Annotated in this window: 21 protein-coding genes; 10 read left to right on the top strand and 11 right to left on the bottom strand. The window is 66.7% G+C overall.

Going from position 1 to position 23,490, the window contains the following annotated elements; genetic code table 11:
* Positions 1-25 precede the first annotated feature (25 nt).
* From AAFF19_RS11765 to AAFF19_RS11750, 4 genes are all read left to right on the top strand, one after another.
* Positions 26-805, top strand: coding sequence for an enoyl-CoA hydratase (locus tag AAFF19_RS11765; RefSeq protein WP_342720230.1), 780 nt, complete (start codon positions 26-28; stop codon positions 803-805).
* 158 nt (positions 806-963) lie between these two features.
* Positions 964-1,683 carry a Crp/Fnr family transcriptional regulator gene (locus AAFF19_RS11760; protein ID WP_008904169.1) on the top strand — a complete coding sequence of 240 codons (720 nt, stop codon included), beginning with the start codon at positions 964-966 and terminating at the stop codon, positions 1,681-1,683.
* 24 nt (positions 1,684-1,707) lie between these two features.
* On the top strand, positions 1,708-2,793 hold the full coding sequence (locus AAFF19_RS11755) for a phosphotransferase (protein ID WP_342720229.1): 1,086 nt from the start codon (positions 1,708-1,710) through the stop codon (positions 2,791-2,793).
* 54 nt (positions 2,794-2,847) lie between these two features.
* Entirely contained in the window at positions 2,848-4,122 is a 1,275-nt protein-coding gene (locus AAFF19_RS11750; protein ID WP_182119229.1) for an acyl-CoA dehydrogenase family protein, read from the top strand.
* A gap of 45 nt (positions 4,123-4,167) precedes the next feature.
* On the opposite strand, the gene AAFF19_RS11745 is transcribed toward AAFF19_RS11750, so the two are convergent.
* Positions 4,168-4,893: a hypothetical protein gene (locus AAFF19_RS11745; protein ID WP_342720228.1), complete on the bottom strand. Its 726-nt coding sequence runs from the start codon at positions 4,891-4,893 to the stop codon at positions 4,168-4,170.
* 248 nt (positions 4,894-5,141) lie between these two features.
* Between AAFF19_RS11745 and AAFF19_RS11740 the strand changes: the two genes are divergently transcribed.
* On the top strand, positions 5,142-5,717 hold the full coding sequence (locus AAFF19_RS11740) for a hypothetical protein (RefSeq protein WP_342721848.1): 576 nt from the start codon (positions 5,142-5,144) through the stop codon (positions 5,715-5,717).
* Between the two features lie 76 nt (positions 5,718-5,793).
* Here the strand turns inward: AAFF19_RS11740 and AAFF19_RS11735 are convergent, their stop codons facing one another.
* The 3 genes from AAFF19_RS11735 to AAFF19_RS11725 all read right to left on the bottom strand — a co-directional run bounded on the left by AAFF19_RS11735 (position 5,794) and on the right by AAFF19_RS11725 (position 10,401).
* Positions 5,794-6,807, bottom strand: coding sequence for an asparaginase (locus AAFF19_RS11735; RefSeq protein ID WP_034693561.1), 1,014 nt, complete (start codon positions 6,805-6,807; stop codon positions 5,794-5,796).
* A gap of 28 nt (positions 6,808-6,835) precedes the next feature.
* Positions 6,836-9,349: a penicillin acylase family protein gene (locus AAFF19_RS11730; RefSeq protein ID WP_342720227.1), complete on the bottom strand. Its 2,514-nt coding sequence runs from the start codon at positions 9,347-9,349 to the stop codon at positions 6,836-6,838.
* 122 nt (positions 9,350-9,471) lie between these two features.
* On the bottom strand, positions 9,472-10,401 hold the full coding sequence (locus AAFF19_RS11725; protein ID WP_182119232.1) for an adenylate/guanylate cyclase domain-containing protein: 930 nt from the start codon (positions 10,399-10,401) through the stop codon (positions 9,472-9,474).
* Between the two features lie 254 nt (positions 10,402-10,655).
* Between AAFF19_RS11725 and AAFF19_RS11720 the strand changes: the two genes are divergently transcribed.
* Complete coding sequence (locus tag AAFF19_RS11720) at positions 10,656-11,006, top strand: hypothetical protein (RefSeq protein WP_182119233.1); 351 nt, start codon at positions 10,656-10,658, stop codon at positions 11,004-11,006.
* A gap of 41 nt (positions 11,007-11,047) precedes the next feature.
* Here the strand turns inward: AAFF19_RS11720 and AAFF19_RS11715 are convergent, their stop codons facing one another.
* The 4 genes from AAFF19_RS11715 to AAFF19_RS11700 all read right to left on the bottom strand — a co-directional run bounded on the left by AAFF19_RS11715 (position 11,048) and on the right by AAFF19_RS11700 (position 15,046).
* The gene (locus tag AAFF19_RS11715) at positions 11,048-12,034 is read right to left on the bottom strand and encodes an LD-carboxypeptidase (RefSeq protein WP_182119234.1); all 987 of its coding nucleotides are present in this window, start codon (positions 12,032-12,034) and stop codon (positions 11,048-11,050) included.
* A 75-nt stretch (positions 12,035-12,109) separates the two neighbouring features.
* The gene (gene tadA / locus AAFF19_RS11710; protein ID WP_182119235.1) at positions 12,110-13,501 is read right to left on the bottom strand and encodes a tRNA adenosine(34) deaminase TadA; all 1,392 of its coding nucleotides are present in this window, start codon (positions 13,499-13,501) and stop codon (positions 12,110-12,112) included.
* Between the two features lie 58 nt (positions 13,502-13,559).
* Entirely contained in the window at positions 13,560-13,802 is a 243-nt protein-coding gene (locus AAFF19_RS11705) for a hypothetical protein (RefSeq protein ID WP_182119236.1), read from the bottom strand.
* A 131-nt stretch (positions 13,803-13,933) separates the two neighbouring features.
* Complete coding sequence (locus AAFF19_RS11700; protein ID WP_246330860.1) at positions 13,934-15,046, bottom strand: branched-chain amino acid ABC transporter substrate-binding protein; 1,113 nt, start codon at positions 15,044-15,046, stop codon at positions 13,934-13,936.
* A gap of 235 nt (positions 15,047-15,281) precedes the next feature.
* Between AAFF19_RS11700 and AAFF19_RS11695 the strand changes: the two genes are divergently transcribed.
* Positions 15,282-17,318 (top strand): U32 family peptidase, encoded by a 2,037-nt coding sequence (locus tag AAFF19_RS11695; protein WP_182119238.1) that lies wholly within the window; start codon positions 15,282-15,284, stop codon positions 17,316-17,318.
* A gap of 207 nt (positions 17,319-17,525) precedes the next feature.
* Positions 17,526-18,809 carry an aminotransferase class I/II-fold pyridoxal phosphate-dependent enzyme gene (locus AAFF19_RS11690; RefSeq protein WP_182119239.1) on the top strand — a complete coding sequence of 428 codons (1,284 nt, stop codon included), beginning with the start codon at positions 17,526-17,528 and terminating at the stop codon, positions 18,807-18,809.
* A gap of 41 nt (positions 18,810-18,850) precedes the next feature.
* Here AAFF19_RS11690 and chrA read toward each other — a convergent pair whose 3' ends face one another.
* A complete protein-coding gene (chrA, locus tag AAFF19_RS11685; protein WP_182119240.1) occupies positions 18,851-20,116 on the bottom strand; it encodes a chromate efflux transporter in 1,266 nt (421 codons plus the stop codon).
* Here chrA and AAFF19_RS11680 point away from each other — a divergent pair.
* Positions 20,115-20,303 carry a hypothetical protein gene (locus AAFF19_RS11680; RefSeq protein WP_182119241.1) on the top strand — a complete coding sequence of 63 codons (189 nt, stop codon included), beginning with the start codon at positions 20,115-20,117 and terminating at the stop codon, positions 20,301-20,303. The genes chrA and AAFF19_RS11680 overlap by 2 nt on opposite strands.
* 39 nt (positions 20,304-20,342) lie before the next feature.
* Here AAFF19_RS11680 and egtB read toward each other — a convergent pair whose 3' ends face one another.
* Together egtB and egtD are read right to left on the bottom strand one after the other, a co-directional pair.
* Positions 20,343-21,548 carry an ergothioneine biosynthesis protein EgtB gene (gene egtB, locus AAFF19_RS11675; protein WP_182119242.1) on the bottom strand — a complete coding sequence of 402 codons (1,206 nt, stop codon included), beginning with the start codon at positions 21,546-21,548 and terminating at the stop codon, positions 20,343-20,345.
* 1 nt (position 21,549) lies between these two features.
* Positions 21,550-22,467, bottom strand: coding sequence for an L-histidine N(alpha)-methyltransferase (gene egtD, locus AAFF19_RS11670; protein ID WP_182119243.1), 918 nt, complete (start codon positions 22,465-22,467; stop codon positions 21,550-21,552).
* A gap of 318 nt (positions 22,468-22,785) precedes the next feature.
* Here egtD and AAFF19_RS11665 point away from each other — a divergent pair, with 318 nt between their 5' ends.
* A complete protein-coding gene (locus AAFF19_RS11665) occupies positions 22,786-23,376 on the top strand; it encodes a protocatechuate 3,4-dioxygenase (RefSeq protein ID WP_182119272.1) in 591 nt (196 codons plus the stop codon).
* Positions 23,377-23,490 lie beyond the last annotated feature (114 nt).

Raw genomic sequence — 23,490 nt, 5'->3', positions numbered from 1 at the left:
CCCGGCCACTCCACCGAAGACCGCCATGCCTGCAGAACTCCAGAGCACCAGCCAGGGCCAGACACTGATCCTGACCCTTCGCAACCCAGAGCGGCGCAACGCCATCGACCCGGTGATGTACGCGGCGGGCGTGGAGGCGCTGGGCGTGGCCGAAAGCAGCCCGGACATTCGCAGCGTTGTCATCACGGGCGCCGATGGCATGTTCTGCTCCGGCGGCAATCTGCAGCGGCTTTTGGCCAACCGGCAGGAAGCCCCGGAGGTGCAGGCCCAGAGCATTGAAGGCCTGCACAACTGGATCGAGACCATCCGCACCTACCCCAAGCCCGTGATTGCGGCCGTGGAGGGCGCTGCGGCCGGGGCAGGCTTTTCGCTGGCGCTGGCCTGCGATTTCATCGTGGCAGCCCGCAACGCGGTGTTTGTGATGGCCTACAGCAACGTGGCGCTTTCGCCCGATGGCGGCGCCAGCTGGAGCCTGTCGCACGCCCTGCCCCGCCAGGTGGCCACCGAGATCCTGATGTGTGGCGACCGCATCGGCGCAGAACGCCTGCACGCGCTCGGCGTGGTCAACCGCATTGCAGAAAGCGGCAATGCGCTGGATGCCGCCCTGGCGCTGGCCGAGCAGCTCAATGCGCGCGCGCCCAACGCCCTGGCCAGCATCAAGGAGCTGCTGAACGAAGCACCCCACGCCCAGCTCACTCACCACCTGGCGCACGAGCGCGACCACTTTGTGAAGAACCTGCACCATTCGAACGGCGGCGAAGGCATATCGGCGTTCCTTGAAAAACGCGTGCCCCGCTACGTTTAGCGCCTCCACCACGCCCAACATGCACCCCCGGCCCGCTGACCCCAGCCCCGGGGGTTCTTTTATGGCCTACGCACAGACACGCAGGTGACAACCCTGACGTAGCGCCGAGGTCCCTGACGCGACAATGGACCGGTTTCAAGTCACGCAAAAGACAGGCCATGGACGACCCGATTCTTACTATCGAAGAACGTGAAGCGATCAACTCCGGTCGCTGGTTTTCATCTCTCTCTCCCTCTCTACGCCACGACATCCTCCGATGTGCCTACGTCAAACGCTTCAAGGACGGCGGCCTCATTGCCGCACGCGGAGATCCGCCCGAGGAATGGATTGCGTGTGCGCGCGGCGCGGTGCGGGTGAGCTCCACCTCCATCTCGGGCAAGCAGATCACGCTGACGTACGTGGAGCCGGGCATCTGGTTTGGCGACGTGGCGATCTTCGACGGGGACCGGCGCACGCACGACGCCTACGCGCATGGCGACACCACCATCCTCTGTGTGGCCAAGGCCGATTTCAAGAAGATCCTGGCCGCGCACACCGAGCTGTACGAAGCCATGTTGCGCCTGCATGCGCGGCGCATCCGTCAGCTGTTCGGGCTGGTGGAAGACCTCAATACCCTGCCCTTGCGCTCGCGCCTTGCCAAGCAGCTGGTGCACCTGGTGCGCAGCTATGGCGTTCCCAGCCTGTCCGACGGCAGCGAGATGCGCATTGGCCTGCAGCTGGCACAGGAAGAACTGGCACAGCTGCTGGGCGCATCGCGCCAGCGGGTGAACCAGGAACTCAAGGCCATGGAGCGCGAGGACGCCATCCGCATCGAGCCGGGCGGCCTGGTGGTGCGCGACCGCGAAGCGCTCATGCGCATTGCCGAATCCGACAACTGACTGAATGAAACTTTCCGATCCTTCATGAGCAACTTTGACCATTTCGTCGGCACCCGCCCTGTTTCCGATCAGCACGCCTTTGACATCGACGCGCTGACGAACTGGCTCACCCGGAACATGAAAGGGTTCACGGGCCCCTTGACGGTGGAGATGTTCAAGGGCGGGCAGTCCAACCCCACCTACAAGCTCATCACGCCCGGTGCCAGTTATGTGATGCGCTCCAAACCCGGGCCGGTGGCCAAGCTGCTGCCCTCGGCGCATGCCATTGAACGCGAATTTGCCGTGATGAGCGGCCTGTACGGCACCGACGTGCCCGTGCCGCGCATGTTTGTGCTGTGCGAAGACGAATCCATCATTGGCCGTGCCTTCTATGTGATGGAGTGCATGCAGGGCCGCGTGCTGTGGGACCAATCCCTGCCCGGCATGACGCCCGCTGAACGCGGGGACATCTACAACGAGATGAACCGCGTGATCGCAGCGCTGCACACGGTCAAGTTTGCAGACCGGGGCCTGGCCAGCTACGGCAAGCCTGGCAACTACTTTGACCGCCAGATCGGCCGCTGGAGCAAGCAATACGTGGCCTCCATCACACAGCCCATCGAAGAGATGGACCGCCTCATGGAGTGGTTGCCCGCCCACATGCCCGCGAGCGCGCGGGACGAGGGCCATGTGTCCATCGTGCACGGCGACTACCGCCTGGACAACCTGATGTTCCACCCCACCGAGCCCCGCGTGATTGCCGTGCTGGACTGGGAGCTTTCCACGCTGGGCCACCCGCTGGCGGACTTCAGCTACCACTGCATGAGCTGGCACATTCCTGCGCCGCTGGGGCGCGGCATTGCGGGGCTGGACCTGGGCGCGCTCGGCATTCCCGACGAAGACACCTACATCCGCCGCTACTGCGAGCGCACCGGCATCGCCACCCCCGACGCCCTGCGGGCGGACTGGAACTTCTACCTCGCCTACAACATGTTCCGCATCGCCGCCATCCTGCAAGGCATTGCCAAGCGCGTGGAGGCCGGCACAGCGTCCAGCGCCCAGGCGAAAGCCTCTGGCGACACCGCACGGCCCATGGCCGAACTGGCCTGGTCGTTCGCGCAGCGCGGCTGAACACGCGACGCCCCCCCCAGCGCCGCCCCACGATTACCAACGGAGAAGAAACCCATGGACTTTGACTACTCGCCCAAAACCAAGGAACTGCAGGCCAAGCTGCTCCAGTTCATGGATGACCACATCTATCCGAACGAAACCGCGTACAAGGACGAGCTGGCCGCCAACACGGTGGCCGGCAAGCGCTGGAGCGCGCTGAACACCATCGAGAACCTCAAGCCCAAGGCGCAGGCTGCTGGCCTGTGGAACCTGTTCCTGCCGGTGGACAGCGCAGCCGCCTCGGGCTACGAAGGCGCGGGCCTCACCAACCAGGAATACGCACCCCTGGCCGAGATCATGGGCCGCGTGCAGTGGGCCAGCGAGGTGTTCAACTGCTCTGCCCCCGACACGGGCAACATGGAAACCATCGCCCGCTACGGCGACGAGGCCAACAAGGCCCGCTGGCTCAAGCCGCTGCTCGAAGGCAGGATCCGCTCGGCCTTTGCGATGACCGAGCCCGATGTGGCATCAAGCGACGCGACCAACATCGAAACCCGGATTACGCGGGAAGGCGACGAGTACGTCATCAACGGCCGCAAGTGGTGGATCTCCGGCGCGGCCGACCCGCGCTGCGCGGTGTTCGTCACCATGGGCAAGACGGACCCTGACGCGCCCAAGCACTCGCAGCAGAGCATGGTGCTGGTGCCTGCCGACGCCAAGGGCATCACCATCATCCGCCCGCTGAACGTGATGGGCTATGACGACGCACCCCACGGACATGTGGAGATGACGTTCGAGAACGTGCGCGTGCCCGTCTCCAACATCCTGCTGGGCGAAGGCCGCGGTTTCGAGATTGCCCAAGGGCGCCTGGGCCCCGGCCGCATCCACCACTGCATGCGCCTCATCGGTCTGGCCGAGCGTGCGCTGGAGCTGATGTGCAAGCGTGCTTCGTCGCGCGTGGCCTTCGGCAAGACGGTGGCGCAGCAGACGGTAACGCAAGAGCGCATTGCCGAAGCCCGCTGCAAGATCGACATGGCCCGCCTGCTCACGCTCAAGGCGGCCTGGCTGATGGACGTGGCGGGCAACAAGGTCGCCAAGACCGAGATCGCCATGATCAAGGTGGTGGCCCCCAGCATGGCCTGCCAGGTGATCGACTGGGCCATGCAGGTGCACGGCGGCGGCGGCATGTGCGATGACTTCCCGCTGGCCTACGCCTACGCCGGTGCGCGCACCCTGCGCTTTGCCGACGGTCCGGACGAAGTGCACCGCAACGCCATTGCCAAGTGGGAGCTGGGCAAGTACAGCACCTACGGCCGCGATGCCAGCGTGCCCGTCACACGCGGCTCCTGAAAAGCGCTGGCGCCGGTGAACCCGCGCGCCAGCAGGGTTGGGGGCCTAATGCGCCGACCCGTCGTCCGGCCCTGCCACTGACATCGGTGGCAGGTTCTGCAAGGCGGCTTGCCCTGCCACCAGCAGCAGCTGCCTGGCATGTGCAATTTCGGCCAGGCTGCGCTCGGCGTGCTCCATGCGCAGGTAGACCCGGCCGCGCACCAGCATCAGCACCAGCGGTGCACGTGCGCGTTCCGTGGCGCCCTCACCCTCCACGGCATTGAGCAGTTGCGAAACCACCGGAGCATGAATCCAGCGCTGCGCGAACTCGATGCGCTCAGCCACCACCGCAAAGTGTTCCCGGAACGATGCGGGCAAGCCCGGCCACACCATCTCCTCGTACATCGCAAGCCAGCGCATCTCCTCCGGCAGGCTGGAGTCCACCGTGGTCTGCAGCGTGTCGGTGATGGCGTCGTAGGCCGTGCTCTCCAGCGTTTCCTGCAAGGGCCGGTTGATGACCATGACGGCAGCGTCCATGTCGGCGCCCACATCGGCCCGCCCCCTGAGCTCCAGCCCGTGCACGTAGTCGCGTGTGGGCACACCACATTCGAGCCGCCAGGGGTGACCATGGAGATCTCCGCCCAGGTCGAAGTGCCCTTCGGTGGGGTGCGTCACAATGGCGAGCCGCTGATCAACCGCCCATCGGGCAACGTCGCGGTTGGAGACGGGCCGCCCCGGAACGGGACCCGTGTTGCCAGACGTACCAAGTGCTTTGCGGAGGCGTTCAAACATGGCAATCCGAAGCGCATGGCTTCGCAAGAGTCGCGGGTGCAGGCATTATTGGGGTCATTGGCTGCCGAAGGAAGCCCCCTGATTCACTCCCGGCGCCCTGCCCCGATCGAGACACGCCCGGTGCTCTGGCCTGGCGTGGTGCAGGTTTCAACGGCTGTGCAGGGGGCACGGCCCCATGGATGAAGACATACATGCTTTGCAGGACCGTAAACCGCCGTGTCGCCTTGAGCGCAGCGGCATTGGCGCTGATGACACCGGTGTGCGCCCTGGCGCTGCCACAGGACGCCTCGCCCACGGCCCGCAAGCTGGTGCGCTGGGCCGTCGGAACGGGCGACCACCAAAGCATGCCTTTTGCCGTGATCGACAAGCCTGCGGCCCGCATCCATGTGTTCTCGGCGCGGACGCAATGGCTGGGCAGTGCGCCGGTGCTGCTGGGCGCTGCGCTGGGTGACCGGTCTGCGCCGGACATCGGGCAGCGGCCGCTGTCGCACATTCGCCCGGAAGAGCGCACCACGCCCGCTGGCCGGTTTGTGACGGAGCCCGGCCGCAACCTGCGCGGTGAAGACATTGTGTGGATCGACTACGAATCGGCTGTCTCGCTGCACCGCGTTCGCAGCGTGCATGCCGCAGAACGCCGCCTGCAGCGGCTTGCAAGCCCGGGCGTGCGGGACAAGCGCATCAGCTACGGCTGCGTGAACGCGCCCGAGGCGTTCTACGACCAGCTCATCGCCCCTGTCTTCGGGCAGACCCAGGGCGTGGTGTACGTGCTGCCTGACACGGAACCGTTTGCTACATTATTTGCAGCTGCCAGCGCTTATCCATAAAGCGCTTCAGGCACTTTTTACTTGAAATTTGAGTCCCACAACTTCCACCGGGATACCGGGGAGATGGCGCGGCGCGTCAGGCCGTCTTCAGCCGGAACACGGGCCTGCGCCCGCCCACCTCGATGCCCCGGGCGTTGATGATGCGCGCAGACCGGCGCGGCGCCAGGGCATCGCGCTGCGCGTCGTCCAGCCAGCCAAGTTGGTCCATCACCTCGACCGCAGCAGCCACCTGCGCCACCATGTTGCCATCCATGATCTTGAGGGCGAATGCTTCGCCGCGGCTTCGGCTGCCCACGGTCTGAACGCCGTCAGCGCCCGTCTTGGAGACCCAGTCGCCCCGGCCGATGCGCATGAAGTCCTGGTCGTGGCGGCCGGTGCCAGAGCCCAGCTCGGGGCGGGCCACCATCGCATCGGCCAGCGCCGTCAGGCTCTCGTGCAGATCGGTGTCGGGCGCGCCACCCGCCAGCCGGGCGTACCCCCGGGCCAGGTGGGCCAGCGGCATCGCGTAGTTGGGGGCCGAGCAACCGTCGGTGCCCATAGCCATCTGCTCCGGCTCCAGCCCCACGGCATGCGCAACCCTTTCACGCACTGCAGTCTGCAAGGGATGGCCTGGCGCCAAGTGATCCTCCAGCGGCCACCCCTGCTGCACGCAGTGCGCCACAAACCCCGCGTGCTTGCCACTGCAATTGTTGTGGCGCTCATCGGCCACAAAGCCTGCGGGCAACTGCAGGCCGGGCAGCCCCAGTGCGGCAAACATCGGCACGTGGCAGCCGCAGCGCAAGGCCTTGTAGGTGAGATTGACGGTGCCCAGCATGTGGTCGACCTGCTCCACATGCATGGGCTCTCCGTTGTGGCTGGCGCACAGCAGCGCCAGGTCTGCCGGGCCCCAGCCCAGTGCACGGGCGCCACCCGACTGCATGAACGGCAGCGCCTGAAATGCCTTGATCGTCGAGCGCGTGAACGTGACCGCATACGGGTCGCCCACCCGGGCCAGTACCCGCCCATCGCGGTTGACAACCGCCACCGCACCCCAGTGCTGGCATTCGACCATGCCACCCCGGGTCACTTCCATCAATGGAACGAACTGCATAAATGTCCTGACATTCAAAAGAGGTGGGTTACTTGGCAGCGGGCGCCAGCGTCAACTGGTGCACCCAGGTGGCGGGAGTGCGCTGCAGGGCGCGGTAGCCGGTCTGCGCCCAGGCGCTGCTCATGTCGCGATAGCGGGGTGAGAACACCAGCCCACTTTGCCCGGTCTGGTAGATGAAGCGGGACTGCTCCAGGTCTGCCAGGTCATACACCGCGCGCAGCGATGCCGCGTGCCGGTTCACAAACGGGCCCTTGGCCTCGCCCGCGTTGTACTGGCCCACGTTCACCGTGTACGAGTCGCCGTGCGATGGCACGCTCACATCGAAATACCGGGCCAGTGCGGCCACATTGCCAAAAGGCCGGTGCGCGCTGAGCGCCGGGTGCGCCGCGCCCCAGCGCCATTGCGCGGGGTCGGCGCCGTAGGCGGCCTGCAGACGGTCCAGCGCGCGGCCCAGGGCGGCCGCCGATTGCTCGGCGCAGGTGGTGGGCTGGCACCACCACGGGTCGTTACGCTCCAGCATGCGTTCGATGCCGGCGCGGTAGTCGCGCTTGCCATAGGTGGCGGCAAACCGGTCTTCGCCGATGCGCGGGATGATCAGGCCGCGGGCCAGTTCATCCGTCCAGGCCGCAAACACCAGCGGGGCGGCCGCGTTGGCATCCATGACCCCGTCAAATCCCTTGAGCTGCACCTGCGCGGCTGCGGCGAGCGGGTGCGTGGACTGCGCCTGCAGCAGATGCGGCAACAGGCGGCGCGTGGCCAGCGATGTCACGTCGCTATGGATGGTCTGCATGCTGTTCGCGTCGTGCTTCTCAGTCGCGCCGATCAGCTGCTCAATGCGCTCGTAGCGGTAGGGCAACGCCCAATCCTGCGTCAGGTAGTGCGTGTAGTCTGGCGCCGTAATGCGCTGGTTGGCGGTCGCCACCCAGCCTTTGGCGCCATCGTCCTCTGGCGTCTGTGCATAGGGCAGCCAGCCTGTCCAGTCGTAGCGCGCATCCCAGCCGGGCGATGGGGCCACGCCGCGAATGTCATTGGCGGGATCGCGCAGCGGCACGCGCCCCACGGCCTTGAAGCGGATGCGGCCCTGGTCATCGGCCGCCACCACGCTTTGCATGGGCGAGTGGTAGTGCGACAGCCCCTCAAAGAGCTCATCCACCGATTGGGCCTGGTTGGTCTGCAAGCCCGCCAGCACCGTCTGGTTGTCCGCATCCAGCGCGCTCCAGCGCAGCGCCAGCACGTACTTGCCCAGGTCCAGCACCTCGGCGTGCACCTTTTGCACATCGCTGAGCACGGGCCCGTGCCGGGTGCTGCGCAGTTTCAGCTCCAGATCGGGGGCGCCCTTGATGCGGATGGTTTCTTCGCGGACCGTGAACGGCGCCCACCCTTGCGGCGTGCGGTACTGCGAAGGGTCTGCGGGGTTGATCTGTTCGAGGTAGAGGTCCTGCACGTCGGGCCCGGTGTTCGTAAAGCCCCAGGCCACACGGTTGGTGCGGCCCAGCACCACGAACGGCAGACCCGGCAGGGTGGCGCCCACCACATCAATGGCCGCAATGGGGGTACCGTCTGACGCCTGCCCGGCCGGCGCCTGCATGCCCGCGAAGTACCAGATGGCCGGTGCCGAAAGGCCCAGGTGCGGGTCGTTGGCAAGCAGGGGCTTGCCACTCACGGTGCGCGTGCCAGCCAGCACCCAGTTGTTGCTGCCCTTGCCTTCGTTGGTGCCAGCGCTGCGGGTCAGCTCATCAGCCCAGGCCAGCATGCCCGCGCTGATCTGGCGCGACAGCGGCCCTTCGTGCCGCTCTGGCGGCAATGCCGCAGCCACAGGGACGGCACCGCCGGCGCGAAACACGCCCAGCTGGCGGTACAACGCCGCAAGATCGGCAGAGGCTGCCGGTGGCTCGCCCGGGTAGGGTGGCATCAGCTGCCAGAGCCGGTCGGTGTCCAGGGTCTTGGCCACGGACAGCCTTGCAAACTCGTTGCCCCAGTTGCCGCCCAGGTCCAGCGCCATCATGAGCGCCCAGCCCACGCTGTCTTCGGGCTCCCACACGGCGCCTTGCGCGCCCCCGGGCTTTACGCCCAGCACATGGAACTCCGGTGGCAAGGCCTGCGGGCGATTGTTGTGGAAGGCTTGAATGCCCCGGCTGTAGGCTTGCAATGCCTCCCGGGCATACAGCGGCAAACCGGCGTACTGGCGCCGGGCCGCACCCATGATGTCGAGGCTGCGCATGAGCTTGTCGGTTTCCACCGTGGCGGGGCCAAAGACTTCGGACAGCTGGCCATGCATCACGCGGCGGTTGAACTCCAGCTGCCAGGTGCGCTCCTGCGCATGCACGTAGCCCATGGAAAACCAGGCGTCCTGTGGGCTCTGGGCGCGGATATGCGTCACATCGGCGCCGTCACGCCGCACCTGCACGGCATTGCCCAGCCCCGCCACCGCAATCGAGCCGTCAAGCTGCGCAAAACTGCGCTGCACATACACTGCGGCGCCGGCGCCTGCCAGCAGCGCCGCAGCCACCAGGCCCAGGGCTGTGCGTTTCATCCATGCCATATATCTTGTCTCCTGCCGTTGGTATTGGTATTGCTGTGGGGAATTTGTGGGTAGCAAATGCACGCCCGTAACAGGCCATCCTGCACAGGCGCCACGCCACGCAGGCCGCCAGCCGCGTGCATTCAGCTCAGGTGCACACTGCCGTCTGCCACATGAAAGCTCATGACCGGCGCACTGGGTTCGCTGAACGATACGCCCAGCGCAATGTGCCCTGCGCCATGCAGGATGCAGGCATCGCGCCGCAGGCGCACGGGCGATTCGCTGCCTTCGAACCGCACCCAGGTGCCGAAACTGCTCATGTCCGTCAGCACGAAGCCGCTGTTGCGCCAGTCGATGCGGGCATGCAGGCGCGATACACGGGGGTCGTTGATGCACAGCTGGGCGTGCTGGGCACGGCCCACCATCACCGGGGCATCTGCTGAGGTGAAGGTGCGGTCCACCTCGTGCCATGAAAACTGGATCTGCCCCAGGATGGAATCCGCCGGCGCAAAGTTGCTGACCAGGGCGGCCTGCATGGTGAGGGAGTCGGGCGCTTCGTCCTCGCGCCACTCCACGTGGTAGAGCATCAGCAGCTCGGCCTTGCCACGGATATCCATCATGCCGAGCTTGCGGTACCACACGTCGGGCGCCGTGCCCGCCAGCAGCACCGTGGTCTCGGTGGCCCAGATTTCGGCGGGGCCGGCACGTTCGCACAGCCTGGACGCGACATTGACGGCATCGCCATAACAATCGCCATCCACATCCACCACTTCACCGCTGGCCACCCCTACCCGGATGTCCATGCGCAAGGGCTGCGGCCAACGGTCCTGCCGGGACTGGTGCTGGCGCAGCATGGTCGCCATGGCCGAGACCGCACTGGAGGCATCGCCAAAGACACCCAGCACGCCGTCGCCCAGCTTCTTGACCACGCGCCCGCCGTGCGACTCCACGGTGTCCCCGATCCACTGCGTGACCTGGGTGACGGCTTCGGTGGCCCGCTCGTTGCCCAGCGCCTCATACAGTGCCGTGCTGCCCGAGATGTCCGCAAAGACCATGGTCGACAACACACTCATGAACGACGGGCCATTGGTAACATCATGTGAACCAGTTTAGTGCAAGCGCCCGCGCCGTGCATCTTTCAAATTGCCACGGGCCTGAACGGGTGGAAGATGCCATTGAACACTGCGTGCGAAGAACCGGTAATAGTTGGCAACAATCCGGCCCCGTCTGTTGTCTTTGCGCAAAAAAAGGAGCACGGCCCTTGCGCTGCGCCTCGCTCCCGCTTACTTTGTCCGACCCTGCTACGCAAACGCATTGCCCGCCCCTCATGCGCTGGAACAAGCCCAACCTCCGCAACAGCCTGCACGACCTGCTCGGCCGCGACAAGCCGTCGTCGACGGCGTGGGTGCGCCACCCGGGGATGGAGGACATCCGGCGCGCCATGCTGCAAAGCCTGGCCGGCATCACCGGCTGTGAAGTGGCGCGCATGAACATGCGGCTGCGCTATGCGGCCGACATCGAGGCCCTGTGGTACCTGCGCTCCGACCTGTTCAGCATGCTGGTGCCGCTGCGCGGTGAACCCGCTGCCCAACGGGTGATGGACGAAGTCACACTGCTCTTCCAGGGGCAACTGCCCCGCGCGCCGCGCCCGGCACTGGCGCACCACATCCGGCCCTGACGCGGCGCGACACCTGCACTGCGGCGGGTGCTGGCAAGACCTCAGTGCTGGTGGCCCCAGTAAATCAGCGCATCCCGTTCTTCCACCGACAGCGACACGGTGGCGCCCACCGGCAGCAGCACCTTGGTCTGCACATGCCCGAACGGCAGGTTGGTCAGCACGGGCGCCTTGATCTGGGTACGCAGCCAGTCCACCACCGACTGCAGCTTGAAGCCCTTGTCGTGCGGAGCCAGCCGGTAGCCGGTGAACTGCCCCAGCACCACCGCCTTTTGCTGCCCCAGAACCCCGGCATGCAGCAGTTGCGTGAGCATGCGCTCGATGCGGTAAGGGTGCTCGCTCACGTCCTCCACAAAAAGGATGCCGCCCTTGACCTGTGGAAAGTAAGGCGTTCCCACCAGCCCGGTCAGCACGGCGAGGTTGCCGCCCCACAGCGTGGCGTTTTTCACATACACGTCCGGCACGGCAGGTTTGCCCGTCACCGCATGGGGCTGCTCCTTGTTCATGCGCCAGCCTGTGCCTTCGCCGTGCCCGGTCAGCAGGTCGTCAAAGCAGGCCATCATGATGTCGTCGGGCTCGCCTTCCACGCCAAAGTCGCTGATCAGCGCGGGCCCGGCCCAGGTGGTGGCGCCGGTCTGGGCCAGCACTGCGTTCTGAAACGCCGTGAAATCGCTCAGACCCACAAATTTCATGCCGCGCTCGATCGCCTTGGCCACGGCCTTGTAGCGGATGCCGGGCAGGATGCGCGTGAGCCCATAGGCGCCGCGCGTGATCAGCGCCACGTCGGCACCACTGGCCGCAGCGCGGTGGATGGCCGCCAGGCGTGTGGCGTCATCGCCCGCAAAACGGGTGTGCACGGCCTGCGCATCGGGGTCCACCTCCACCTCGTGGCCCAGGGCCTTCAGGCGCGCAATGCCGCGCTTGAAGGCGGCCTTGTCGCGGATGGCACTGGCCGGGGAGTAAATGTAGATGTGCCTGGGACCATGGTCGTGGCCGCAATGCGAAGGGTCGTGATCGTGGTGTTCGTGCAAAGCGCTCAGGCCCGCCGAGGGGCCTGCTCCGTAAACAGGGGGAAAGCCGGGCAGCAGAGGGTGCCGCCGGGCAAGTCAGTGCGCGAAGTATTCCACAGCCTGTGCGGCAATGGCCTCGCCATGCTCCTGCACAAAGTGGCCGGCACGGGGCAGCACGACAGGCGCGGGGCAGCCTTGGATGCACTGTTGCAGCGCCTGCATGGTGGGCAGGCCCAGCACCGGGTCTTGCGCGCCCACCACCATCAGGCTGCGGCCCTGCCACTGGTGCTGCCAGAAATCGCGGGCTGCACGCGACAGCACCGCGCCAGGGTCATCCAGCGCGGCAGGGACACGTTCGGGGAAAGCACGCAGCGCAGCGCGGTAGCCTTTGTCCGGGAAGGGCGCGTCGTACGCGGCACATTCGGCGGCGCTCAGGTGCGGATTGCCACGTGCCAGCAGGCGCCCTACCCCGTATAGCGGCTTGTCACGGCACATGGCGCGCCAGTCCACAAAGCCCTGAGGCAAGGGCGCAGCGCCCGTGGCCAGCAGGGTGTTCATCACCAGCAGTCCGTCGAAGCGCTCGGGCATCGACATGGGCAGCGTCAGGCCCAGGATGCCACCCCAGTCCTGCACCACCAGCACGACATTGCGCAGGTCCAGCCGCTCAATCAGCTCCAGCAGCACCTGGCGGTGCCAGTCGAACTGGTGGGCGCCCTCCTTTTTGGGCTTGTCGCTTTTGCCAAAGCCGATCAGGTCGGGCGCCACCACGCGGTCGCCTGCGGCCAGAAAGGTGGGCAGCATGCGGCGGTAGAGGTAGCTCCACGCCGGGTTGCCGTGCAGGCACAACCAGGTGCGCGGCGCTTTGCGGGGGCCTTCGTCAAGATAGTGCAAACGCAGGCCCGCGAGGCTGGGCAGGTCGCTGAGGTACCGAGGCGCCCACGGGTAACCGGGCAAATCGGCAAACGCTGCATCGGGCGTGCGCAACGCATCGTCGCGCAAGGGGTGGCGGGCCAGTGCCTCGGTGCGCTGCTGTTGCCGGCGCTGCCGAAAAAAGCTGCTCAGCATGCTGCCACATTCTTCGGCCAGCACACCGCCCAGCACTTCAGTCTGGTGGTTGATTTCGGAGTGGCCAAACAGGTTGAGCACCGAACCCGCCGCGCCCGTCTTGGGGTCGGCCGCGCCGTACACCACGCGCGCCAGCCGCGCATGCAGCATGGCGCCGCTGCACATGGCACAGGGCTCTAGCGTCACATACAGGCTGCAGCCGTCCAGCCGGTAGTTGCCCAGGCGCTGCGCCGCTGCGCGCAGGGCCACGATCTCGGCATGGGCCGTGGGGTCGTGGCCCTCCACAGGGGCATTGCGGCCGGTGGCGATGACCTGGCCGTCCTTGACCACGATGGCGCCCACGGGCACCTCACCAGCGCGGGCGGCGGCTTGCGCCTCGGCCAGGGCCAGGCGCATCCAGTGCGTGTCGTTGTCCAGCGTCATTGCTACTTATTTAATAGCTACTCGCGCTTTCTGGATAAGCGCCAGAGGCCGATTTGGCTTATTTTTCTTCATCCGGCATGGGCCGGGTCTGCTGCAGCAGGCCTTCTACCTGTTGCTTCACCTGCTGCTGGATCTGCTGGCTCTGGTCGCGCACCGTCGGTGCCGACGCAGGCGCCACAGCGCCGGGCGCCGTCTGCAGCGACGGCACCGGCGTGCGCGTGGCGGACGTCTGCTTCTTGGCAAGTACGCCCACCACCGCCAGTACCACCACCAGCCCGACCAATCCCAGCATTGCGCGCATACCTTGGCTCCTTGGCGGACACCGATGGCCCGCCTGCAATCTTGCACAGGGGCCTGACTGTAAAGCCAAAGCGCGCACGCAAAAACGGCCGCACAGGGCGGCCGTCCAACTCAGCGCAAGCGCTGCAGGCGTCAGTTCAGCGCCACGCGGCTGCCGTCCTTGAAGGTATAGAGCGTCACGGCGGGGGCTGTCAGCTCGCCCTTGGCGGTGAAGGCGATGTTGGCGGTCACGCCCTTGTATTCGGTCTTGGCGATGAAGGGCGCGAAGACTTTGGGGTCCACCGAGTTGGCGCGCTTCATGGCGTCGGCCAGCACCATGGCGGCGTCATAGGCGTAGGGGCTGTAGATCTGGAACTGGCCGGGGAACTTGGCGTCGTAGCGCTTCTTCCAGTCTGCGCCGCCCTGCATCTTGTCCACCGACGCACCACCGGTGGCGCAGGTCACGTTCTTGAGCGCGGGGGTTTTGCCCGACAGCTCGGGCAGCTTTTCGGTGCACAGTGCGTCACCGCCAAAGTACTTCACGTTGCCCAGGCCCAGCTGCTCCATCTGGCGCAGCATGGGGCCGGCTTGCGCGTCGAGGCCGCCGTAGAAGATCGCGTCAGGCTTCTTGTTCTTGATGGACGTGAGGATGGCCATGAAATCGGTGGACTTGTCGTTGGTGAACTCCTCGCCCACCACCTTCAGGCCCTTTTGCAGCGCGGTGGCCTTGAAGACCGAGGCCACGCCCTGGCCGTAGGCCGTGCGGTCGTCGATGATGGCAACGCTTTTCAGCTTCTGGTGGTCGGCACCAAACAGCGCCAGCGCCGCACCCAGCGCGTTGTCGTTGGCGATCAGGCGGAACGTGGTCTTGTGGCCGGGTTTGGTCAGGTCGGGGTTGGAGGCCGAGGCCGTGATGTGGGGCAGGTCGCACTTGGCATAGATGGCCGATGCGGGGATGGACGTGCCCGACTGCAGGTGGCCCACCACGCCCGCAACCTTCTGGTCGCACAGCTTTTGCGCCACCGCGGTGGCCTGGCGCGGGTCGCCCGCGTCGTCTTCGGCCGCAATTTCAAACTTGATCTTCTTGCCGCCGATGACGAGGTTCTGGGCGTTCAGGTCGTCAATGGCCAGGCGCACACCGTTTTCGGTGTCCTTGCCGATGTGGGCAATGCCGCCCGAAACGGGGCCCGCGTGGGCGATCTTGACGGTTTGCACATCCTGGGCAAACGCACTGGCGGTGGCCAGAGAGCAGGCCACCAGGGCCACGGCAGACAGGGGAAAAGCGGGTGAAGAAGCGAGGCGCAACACGATGAGAGGTCTCCAGGGGTCGATCAAAACGGCTGTGCACGGCGAGAGCGTGCAACAGGCCCCGCATCCTAGCCAGCCCGACGGCGATTTGGCGCCAACCGCTAAGCGAACTTAGCAATTTGCCAATTCATTAATCCGGCTAATGCAAAGCGCCCCGCCCGCAGCGGCGGGCACACTGGGATAATCCGGGCCCATGTCCCTTTTGCCCCACCAGCTCGAACTGCTCTCGCCTGCGCGCGACGCCAACATTGGCATCGAAGCCATCAACCACGGCGCCGATGCCGTCTACATCGGCGGCCCGGCCTTTGGCGCGCGCGCCAGCGCGGGCAACGACATCCGGGACATCGAACGCCTGGTCAGGCACGCGCACCGCTTCAACAGCCGCATCTTCATCACGCTCAACACCATCCTGCGCGACGACGAGCTGGAGGCCGCGCGCCAGATGGCCTGGCAGGTGTACGAGGCAGGCGCGGACGCGCTCATCATCCAGGACATGGGCCTGCTCGAAATCGACCTGCCCCCCATCCAGCTGCACGCCAGCACACAGACCGACATCCGCACGCCCGAGAAGGCGCGCTTTCTGCAGGACGCCGGCCTGTCGCAGATCGTGCTGGCGCGCGAGCTGACGGTGCAACAGATCGCTGCCGTGCACAAGGCGCTCGGCCCCGTAGATGCCCCCGGCCGCGCCAACATCGAGTTCTTCATCCACGGCGCGCTGTGCGTGGCCTACAGCGGGCAGTGCAACATCAGCCATGCACAGACGGGCCGCAGCGCCAACCGCGGCGACTGCAGCCAGGCCTGCCGCCTGCCCTACCAGGTGACGGACGCGCAGGGCCGCTTCATCGCACACGACAAGCATGTGCTGAGCATGAAGGACAACAACCAGAGCGACAACCTGCGCGCCCTCATCGATGCGGGCGTGCGCAGCTTCAAGATCGAGGGGCGCTACAAGGACATGGGCTACGTGAAGAACATCACGGCCCACTACCGCACGCTGCTCGACGAGATCATCGAAGAGCGTGAGGCCCAGGGCCGGCCCCTCGGCCGCTCATCCAGCGGGCGCACCACCTTCACCTTCACGCCCGACCCGCTGCAGAACTTCAACCGCGAGTTCACCGACTACTTCGTGACCGGTCGCAAGGAAGACATTGGCGCCTTCGACACCCCCAAGAACCCCGGCCAGGCCATCGGCTGGGTGACCAAGGTAGGCCCCGACTTTGTGGAGCTGGAAGTGAGCGACCCGGCCACCGTGCTGCACAACGGCGACGGCCTGTGCTACTACGACCTGCACAAGGAGCTGGTGGGCATGGCCATCAACGTGGCCGAGCCCGTGTCGGCGCGCAGCGTGGGCAAGCTCATCACGCAATGGCGCGTGTACCCCAAAGACCCGATGGAGAGCTTCAAGGACCTGCGCAAGGGCACCGAAGTCAACCGCAACCGCGACATGGACTGGGTGCGCACGCTGGAGAAAAAGTCCAGCGACCGCCGCATCGGCCTGTGGGCCCACCTGAGCGAAACCCCCAACGGCTTTCGCCTGCTGCTGACCGACGAAGACGGCAATGTGGGCTCTGCCTCCGTGCAGCAGCCGCATCAGGTTGCGACCGACGCCGCCAAGGCCGAAGCCAGCCTGCGCGAGCAGCTCGGCCGCTTTGGCGCGACGGTGTTTGCGGTGCATGACATTGCGCTACAGCTGTCGCAGCCGTGGTTTGTGCCCGCTTCGGTGCTCAACGCGCTGCGGCGCGATGCCGTGGCCGACCTGGAGGCCCACCGCTCCCGCAACTTTGCCCGCCTGCCACGCGCCACGCCGGTGGAGCCGCCTGCGCCCTACCCCGAAGACACGCTCTCGTTCCTGGGCAACGTGTTCAACCACAAGGCCCACGACTTCTACGTGCGCCACGGCGTGAAGGTGATCGACGCGGCCTACGAGGCGCACGAGGAAGAAGGCGAAGTCAGCCTCATGATCACCAAGCACTGCGTGCGCTTTTCGATGAGCCTGTGCCCCAAGCAGGCCAAGGGCGTGACGGGCGTGCAGGGCACCATCAAGGCCGAGCCGCTGATGCTGATCAACGGCAAGGAAAAACTCACGTTGCGCTTTGACTGCAAGCCCTGCGAGATGCACGTGGTGGGCAAGATGAAAAAATCGGTGCTCAACCAGCACGCCCGGGACATGCAGACCGTGCCGCTGCAGTTCTACCGCACCCGGCCAGCGGCCAATACACTATCAAAATAAGAGCTTCTGGCGCTTATCCATCAAGCGCTGGAGGCCATTTTGGATCCAAATTTTGGCATAACAATGCCGCCAGCACGGCGCGCATAAGCACATAGCCAAAGATTCGACCCATGCGCACCATCGGGGTGCAAGAATGGCTGCCGTCATCCGCCCTGCAATGTTCGTTACGGGGCGGGGTTCATTCCTTCAACCCGGAGACCTCAGCGCATGAAGATCGAAACCCTGGCCGTCCACGCCGGCTACAGCCCCGACCCCACCACCAAGTCCGTGGCCGTGCCCATCTACCAGACGGTGGCCTACGCGTTTGACAGCGCCCAGCACGGCGCGGATTTGTTCGACCTGAAGGTGCCGGGCAACATCTACACCCGCATCATGAACCCCACCACCGACGTGCTGGAAAAGCGCGTAGCGGCACTGGAAGGCGGTATCGCCGCGCTGGCCGTGGCCTCGGGCATGGCCGCCATCACCTATGCCATCCAGACCATTGCCGAGGCGGGCGACAACATCGTGTCGGCCAGCACGCTCTACGGCGGCACCTACAACCTGTTTGCCCACACCCTGCCGCAGCAGGGCATCACCACGCGCTTTGCCGACCCGCGCGACCCGGCCAGCTTTGCGCAGCACATCGACGCGCGCACCAAGGCGATCTTCATCGAGTCCATCGGCAACCCGCTGGGCAACGTGACCGACATCGCCGCGCTGGCCAAGGTGGCGCACGACCATGGCGTGCCGCTGATCGTGGACAACACCGTGCCCAGCCCCTACCTGCTGCGCCCCATCGAGCACGGTGCCGACATCGTGGTGCACTCGCTCACCAAGTACCTGGGCGGCCACGGCAACACCGTGGGCGGCGCGATTGTGGACAGCGGCAAGTTCCCGTGGGCCGAGCACAAGGCGCGCTTCCCGCGCCTGAACGAGCCTGATGTGAGCTACCACGGCGTGGTCTACACCGAGGCCCTGGGCCCGGCCGCCTTTATCGGCCGCGCGCGCGTGGTGCCGCTGCGCAATACCGGTGCTGCCCTGTCACCACAAAGTGCCTTCCTCCTCCTGCAGGGCATCGAGACGCTGGCCCTGCGCATGGACCGAATCTGCGAGAACACGCTGGCCATCGCCCAATACCTGCAAAAGCACCCCAAGGTGGAATGGGTGCGCTACGCCGGCCTGCCCGACCACCCGGACCACGCACTCGTGCAGCGCCAGTCGGGCGGCAAGGCATCCGGCATTCTGAGCTTTGGCGTGAAGAACAGCGACGCCGACCCGCGTGCGGCCGGTGCGCGCTTCCTGGATGCGCTGCAGCTCTTCACGCGTCTGGTGAACATTGGCGACGCCAAATCGCTGGCCACGCACCCGGCATCGACCACGCACCGCCAGCTCAACCCCGAAGAGCTGGCCAAGGCCGGCGTGAGCGAAGGCATGGTGCGCCTGTCGGTGGGCATCGAGCACATCGATGACCTGCTGGCCGACCTGGCCCAGGCGCTCGACAAGGTGTAAAGCCGAAGCCAGTTGCTACCCACCGTGGTAACTGGCCTTCATCACCGCCCCAGCCACCACCCCGCCATGGCGGCCAGCCCCACCACCCACACGGGCGACCAGCGGGCATGCACCAGCAGCCCGAACGCCGCCAGGGCCAGCGCGAAATCGGTTCTGGAGTGGACGGCGCTGGTCCACACCGGGTCGTACAACGCCGCGCCCAGAATACCCACCATGGCAGCATTGACGCCGCCCACAGCCCGCTGCACGGCAGGGCGCTGGCGCAGCACCTCCCAGAACGGCAGTGCACCCGCTACCAGCAGCAGTGCGGGCACAAATATGGTCGCCAGCATCAGCGCCGCCCCGCCCCAGCCCCCCAGCGGGTGCGGCATTACCGCGCCCAGGTACGCCGCGTAGGTGAACAAGGGCCCCGGCACGGCCTGCGCTGCGCCATAACCGGCCAGAAACGCGTCGTTGCCCACCCAACCCGGCGGCACCACGCCCGCCTGCAGCAGGGGCAACACCACATGCCCGCCGCCAAACACCAAAGCCCCGGCCTGGTAGAACACGGCCATGGCCGATGCCACCATCGAGTCGGCCACCGAGGCCCACAGCAACAACGCCGCCAGCAGCAGCGCAAACAGCGCCAGCAGTACCGCCCCAGCGCGGCGGCTGACGCCGTAGCCCCGGTGCTGTGCAGGCGCCAGGGGGCCAACGTTCAACACGCGCCAGCCCACCACGCCCCCCAGCGCGATGGCGGCCAGCTGCCCCCAGGTGCCGGGCAGGCCCAGCACCAGCAGCGCGGCAGCCACGGCCAGCCCGGCACGCAGCCTGTCGGGGCACAGCGACCTGGCCATGCCCAGCACCGCCTGCGCCACCACCGCCACGGCCGCCACCTTGAGCCCGTGCAGCGCGCCTGAGGCGCCCTGCACCGCCCACTGCGTCACCCCCAGCGCAAACAGCACCAGCAGCACCGCAGACGGCAGCGTGAAACCCGCCCACGCCGCCAGCGCCCCGCGCCACCCGGCCCGCAACAGGCCCAGCGCCGCGCCCACCTGGCTGCTGGCCGGGCCGGGCAGAAACTGGCACAGCGCCACGAGGTCGCTGTAGTCCGGGTCGCTCAGCCAGCGCCTGCGCTCTACAAACTCGGTGCGAAAGTACGCCAGGTGCGCCACCGGCCCGCCGAACGACGTCAGCCCGAGCTTGAAGAAGGCGAGCAACACCTCCAGGGCGGACCCTTGCGGCACGGGGGGCACGGCCGCGGTGGGGCCACCGGCAAGGTCCGGCGGCTCGGTGGATGAAGAGGGAGGCACAAGGTGGCTGGGCATGGGTGCGGTGACGGCGTCGCTGAAAATGCAGGCCACGCAGGTGAAGCGCACAGGCCCGGCTGCGATGTTAAGCGCCCCGGATGACAGCCGCGAAATCGCCGCAGGCAGGGCGTCTGCCGGCTGCAAACTTCAGGTGTTTTTGGGCTCCAGCGCTTACCAGTCAATCGCCAGCAGCTATGTTTTTTGATTCACTGCTGCTGATGGGGGCTGTCGTTCAGGCTCCCGCTCACACATCCCTTGCCAGCCGCAGCCCGGTGAACTGCCAGCGCGCCGTGGCCGGAAAGAAGTTGCGGTAGGTCAGGCGTTCATGCCCCGTCGGCGTGGCGCTGGAGCTGCCGCGCAGCACGTACTGGTTGACCATGAACTTGCCGTTGTATTCGCCCACTGCGCCATCGGCCACCCGAAAGCCGGGGTACGGCGCATAGCTCGACTGCGTCCATTGCCAGGCCGCGCCATAGAGCTGGTGCGGTTGCCGGGCGGTATCCTGCGCCGCGGCATGCTCCCATTCCGCTTCGGTGGGCAGTCGCGCACCGGCCCAGCGGGCAAAGGCATCGGCCTCGTAGTAAGACAGGTGCACGGCCGGCGCATCGCCATCCAGGGGCTGCAACCCGGTCAGCGTGAAGGTGCGCCACGCGCCGTCGCACTGCTGCCAGTACAGCGGGTGCGCCAGGCCGTTGGCGGTGCGCCAGTCCCACCCCTCGGCCAGCCACAGCGCGGGGTTGGCATAGCCGCCATCGGCAACAAACGCGGCCACTTCAGCCTGGGTGACCAGGCGCGAGGCCAGGGTGTAGGGCTGCAGGTACACGCGGTGGCGGGGGCTTTCGTTGTCGAAGGCAAAGCCGCCGCCCGCGTGGCCGATCTCGGCCACACCACCTTCATGCCGCAGCCACTCAAGCGCGGGCGCTGCGGCGCGCGCTGTGGCGGCCGCGGATGCAGGTGCCGCCGTGTACGCGGGCCACAGCGGGTTGCACGACAGCAGGTGCAGGATGTCGGTCAGCATGAGCTCCTGGTGCTGCTGCTCGTGCTGCAGGCCCAGCTCGATGAGCGCGCACACGGCGCCGCTGTGCAGCACCGTGGGCAGCAGCCGCGCCATGCGCGCATCCACATCGGCGCGGTAGGCCAGCACCTCATCCAGCGACGGGCGGGTGAGCAGGCCGCGCTGCGGGCGCGGGTGTTTGGCGCCCACGCCGTTGTAGTAGGAATTGAACAGCACACGGAATGCGGGGTGACACGGCGCAAAGCCCGGCTCGTGGGGCTCCAGCACAAAGGTTTCAAAAAACCAGGTGGTGTGGGCCAGGTGCCATTTGGTGGGGCTGGCGTCGGGCATGGACTGCGCGGCGCAGTCCTCGGCCGACAACGGGGCGGCAATGGCACGCGAGCGGTTGCGCACGCCCGTGTAGCGGGCATGCAGATCGACAGGGTTGGTGGTCATGTCAGGGCCGCGCGTGCACCACGGCAAACCATCCACGCTCGTCGGTCCACGCTTGGGCTTCTCTGAAACCGGCGCGTTCCAGCATGTCTGTGAACACGGGCAGCGGGTATTTGTAGCTGTTTTCGGTGTGGATGCGCTCACCCTGCACAAACGTGCGCCCGCCCCCCGGCCAGCGCACATCGGCATCGGCGATGGCCTCCAGGTGCATCTCGATGCGCGACGCTTCGTGGTTGAAAAACGCACGGTGCTGCCACTGGGCCAGGTCGAAGTCGCTCCCGATGAGCCGGTTCACATGGCGCAGCACGTTGCGGTTGAATTCTGCCGTCACGCCCGCGGCGTCGTCGTAGGCGGCCTCCAGCACGGCCACCTCCTTGGGCAGATCAATGCCGATCAGCAGGCCCCCGTCGTCGTCCACCATGTCGCGCATGTGGGCCAGCAGCTCCAGCGCGTGGGGCGGGTCAAAGTTGCCAATGGACGAACCCGGGTAGAACACCAGCCGTCCGGTTCGCGGAATGTCTGGTGGCAGCTCCACGCCCTGCGTCATGTCGCCGCCCAGTGCGCGCGCGTCCAGCCCCGGAAAATCGTTCTGCAGCCCGGCCACGGCCTCGCTGAGATAGTCCGCCGAAATGTCCACACCCACAAAGCACGCTGGCTGCACCAGCCTGCAAAGCGCCCGGGCCTTCTGGCAGTTGCCGGCGCCCAGCTCGATCAGCGTGCGCCCCGTGCCCACCGCGCGCGCGATGTCGGCTGCGTGCCGTTGCATGAGGGCGTTCTCGGTGCGGGTGGGGTAGTACTCGGGCAGCTCGGTGATGGCCTCGAACAGGCGCGAACCGTGCTGGTCGTAAAAATATTTGGGGGAGATGCGGGCGGGGCGCTGGCGCAGCCCTTGCGTGATGTCGTCGGTAGCTGTCCGTGGCATGGGTGGGTCTCGTCGGCGCGGCGGAGCGCGGGTCCGGCAGGGGCGTTGGAAGCCCTGCCGCCAGGAAACCGCCCATTTTGGGCGCAATGGTGGCCGCTGTATGTAGGCCAAACCTTACTGCGCCGCACCCCTTCAACCCAACCCCGGGCTGACAAAGGACAAGCGCGATGCGGCACTATCGGTGGGCATCACGCTTCCAACACCGCTTTCGAGGAGTGAAGAATGTCCGATTCCGTTCCACCCCTTGGTCCCAGGCCGCATTCATCCGGGCGTCAAGCACCCGCTGGGAGCACGCGGCGCGCCCTGCTGCAGCGCAGCGTGTGGGGCGCTGCCTGGGTGGGCGCGCCCGCGCTGGTGCAGACTGCGTGGGCGCAGGCGCCGCTTGCGCCCACGCCCCGCCAGACGGAGGGCCCCTTCTACCCAATCGCGCTGCCGGCCGACAGCGACGCCGACCTGCTGCGCAACGGCCCGCTGCAGTACGCCCAGGGCCAGGCCGTGTGGGTGGAAGGCCGGGTAACCGATACCGCCGGCGTACCGCTGGCCGGCGGCGTGGTGGAGATCTGGCAATGCGACGCTGCCGGGCACTACCACCATCCGGGCGACGGGGGCCGGGCGGCCCCGGACTTCCAGGGTTTTGGTCGCGTCACCCTCGGGCGCGACGGCCGCTACCGGTTCCGCACCATCCGCCCTGCGCCCTATACCGGGCGCACGCCGCACATCCATTTCAAGGTGCGCCTTGGCCAACGCGATCTGCTGACCACCCAGATGTACGTGGAGGGAGAGCCCGGCAACGCGCGGGATTTTCTGTGGAGCCGCCTGAGCCCCGCCGGGCGCGCGGCACTGACCGTGCCGTTCACATCCTCCAGCGACGGGCCGCGCGCGGAATTTGCGCTGGTGGTGCAGGCCTGAGCCCGCGCCCCGCCCTGGAGCGCAGAGCCTGAACCCGCGCTGGGGCGATTGGCCCCGTGCCGCGCGCCACGCCGCGCCAGCCGGTACAGTGCCGCTCTCCCTCTTTGCACCCAA

Source organism: Acidovorax sp. FHTAMBA (assembly GCF_038958875.1).
Classification (GTDB): domain Bacteria; phylum Pseudomonadota; class Gammaproteobacteria; order Burkholderiales; family Burkholderiaceae_C; genus Acidovorax.
This window is presented reverse-complemented; position numbering and strand designations above follow the sequence as displayed.

What these genes read in the sequence shown, in the direction of transcription:
- AAFF19_RS11765 (WP_342720230.1), top strand. Translation starts at nt 26, where the DNA reads ATGCCTGCAGAACTCCAGAGCACCAGCCAGGGCCAGACACTGATCCTG.
- AAFF19_RS11760 (WP_008904169.1), top strand. Translation starts at nt 964, where the DNA reads ATGGACGACCCGATTCTTACTATCGAAGAACGTGAAGCGATCAACTCC.
- AAFF19_RS11755 (WP_342720229.1), top strand. Translation starts at nt 1,708, where the DNA reads ATGAGCAACTTTGACCATTTCGTCGGCACCCGCCCTGTTTCCGATCAG.
- AAFF19_RS11750 (WP_182119229.1), top strand. Translation starts at nt 2,848, where the DNA reads ATGGACTTTGACTACTCGCCCAAAACCAAGGAACTGCAGGCCAAGCTG.
- AAFF19_RS11745 (WP_342720228.1), bottom strand. Translation starts at nt 4,893, where the DNA reads ATGTTTGAACGCCTCCGCAAAGCACTTGGTACGTCTGGCAACACGGGT.
- AAFF19_RS11740 (WP_342721848.1), top strand. Translation starts at nt 5,142, where the DNA reads ATGACACCGGTGTGCGCCCTGGCGCTGCCACAGGACGCCTCGCCCACG.
- AAFF19_RS11735 (WP_034693561.1), bottom strand. Translation starts at nt 6,807, where the DNA reads ATGCAGTTCGTTCCATTGATGGAAGTGACCCGGGGTGGCATGGTCGAA.
- AAFF19_RS11730 (WP_342720227.1), bottom strand. Translation starts at nt 9,349, where the DNA reads ATGGCATGGATGAAACGCACAGCCCTGGGCCTGGTGGCTGCGGCGCTG.
- AAFF19_RS11725 (WP_182119232.1), bottom strand. Translation starts at nt 10,401, where the DNA reads ATGAGTGTGTTGTCGACCATGGTCTTTGCGGACATCTCGGGCAGCACG.
- AAFF19_RS11720 (WP_182119233.1), top strand. Translation starts at nt 10,656, where the DNA reads ATGCGCTGGAACAAGCCCAACCTCCGCAACAGCCTGCACGACCTGCTC.
- tadA (WP_182119235.1), bottom strand. Translation starts at nt 13,501, where the DNA reads ATGACGCTGGACAACGACACGCACTGGATGCGCCTGGCCCTGGCCGAG.
- AAFF19_RS11705 (WP_182119236.1), bottom strand. Translation starts at nt 13,802, where the DNA reads ATGCGCGCAATGCTGGGATTGGTCGGGCTGGTGGTGGTACTGGCGGTG.
- AAFF19_RS11695 (WP_182119238.1), top strand. Translation starts at nt 15,282, where the DNA reads ATGTCCCTTTTGCCCCACCAGCTCGAACTGCTCTCGCCTGCGCGCGAC.
- AAFF19_RS11690 (WP_182119239.1), top strand. Translation starts at nt 17,526, where the DNA reads ATGAAGATCGAAACCCTGGCCGTCCACGCCGGCTACAGCCCCGACCCC.
- AAFF19_RS11680 (WP_182119241.1), top strand. Translation starts at nt 20,115, where the DNA reads ATGGGTGCGGTGACGGCGTCGCTGAAAATGCAGGCCACGCAGGTGAAG.
- chrA (WP_182119240.1), bottom strand. Translation starts at nt 20,116, where the DNA reads ATGCCCAGCCACCTTGTGCCTCCCTCTTCATCCACCGAGCCGCCGGAC.
- egtB (WP_182119242.1), bottom strand. Translation starts at nt 21,548, where the DNA reads ATGACCACCAACCCTGTCGATCTGCATGCCCGCTACACGGGCGTGCGC.
- egtD (WP_182119243.1), bottom strand. Translation starts at nt 22,467, where the DNA reads ATGCCACGGACAGCTACCGACGACATCACGCAAGGGCTGCGCCAGCGC.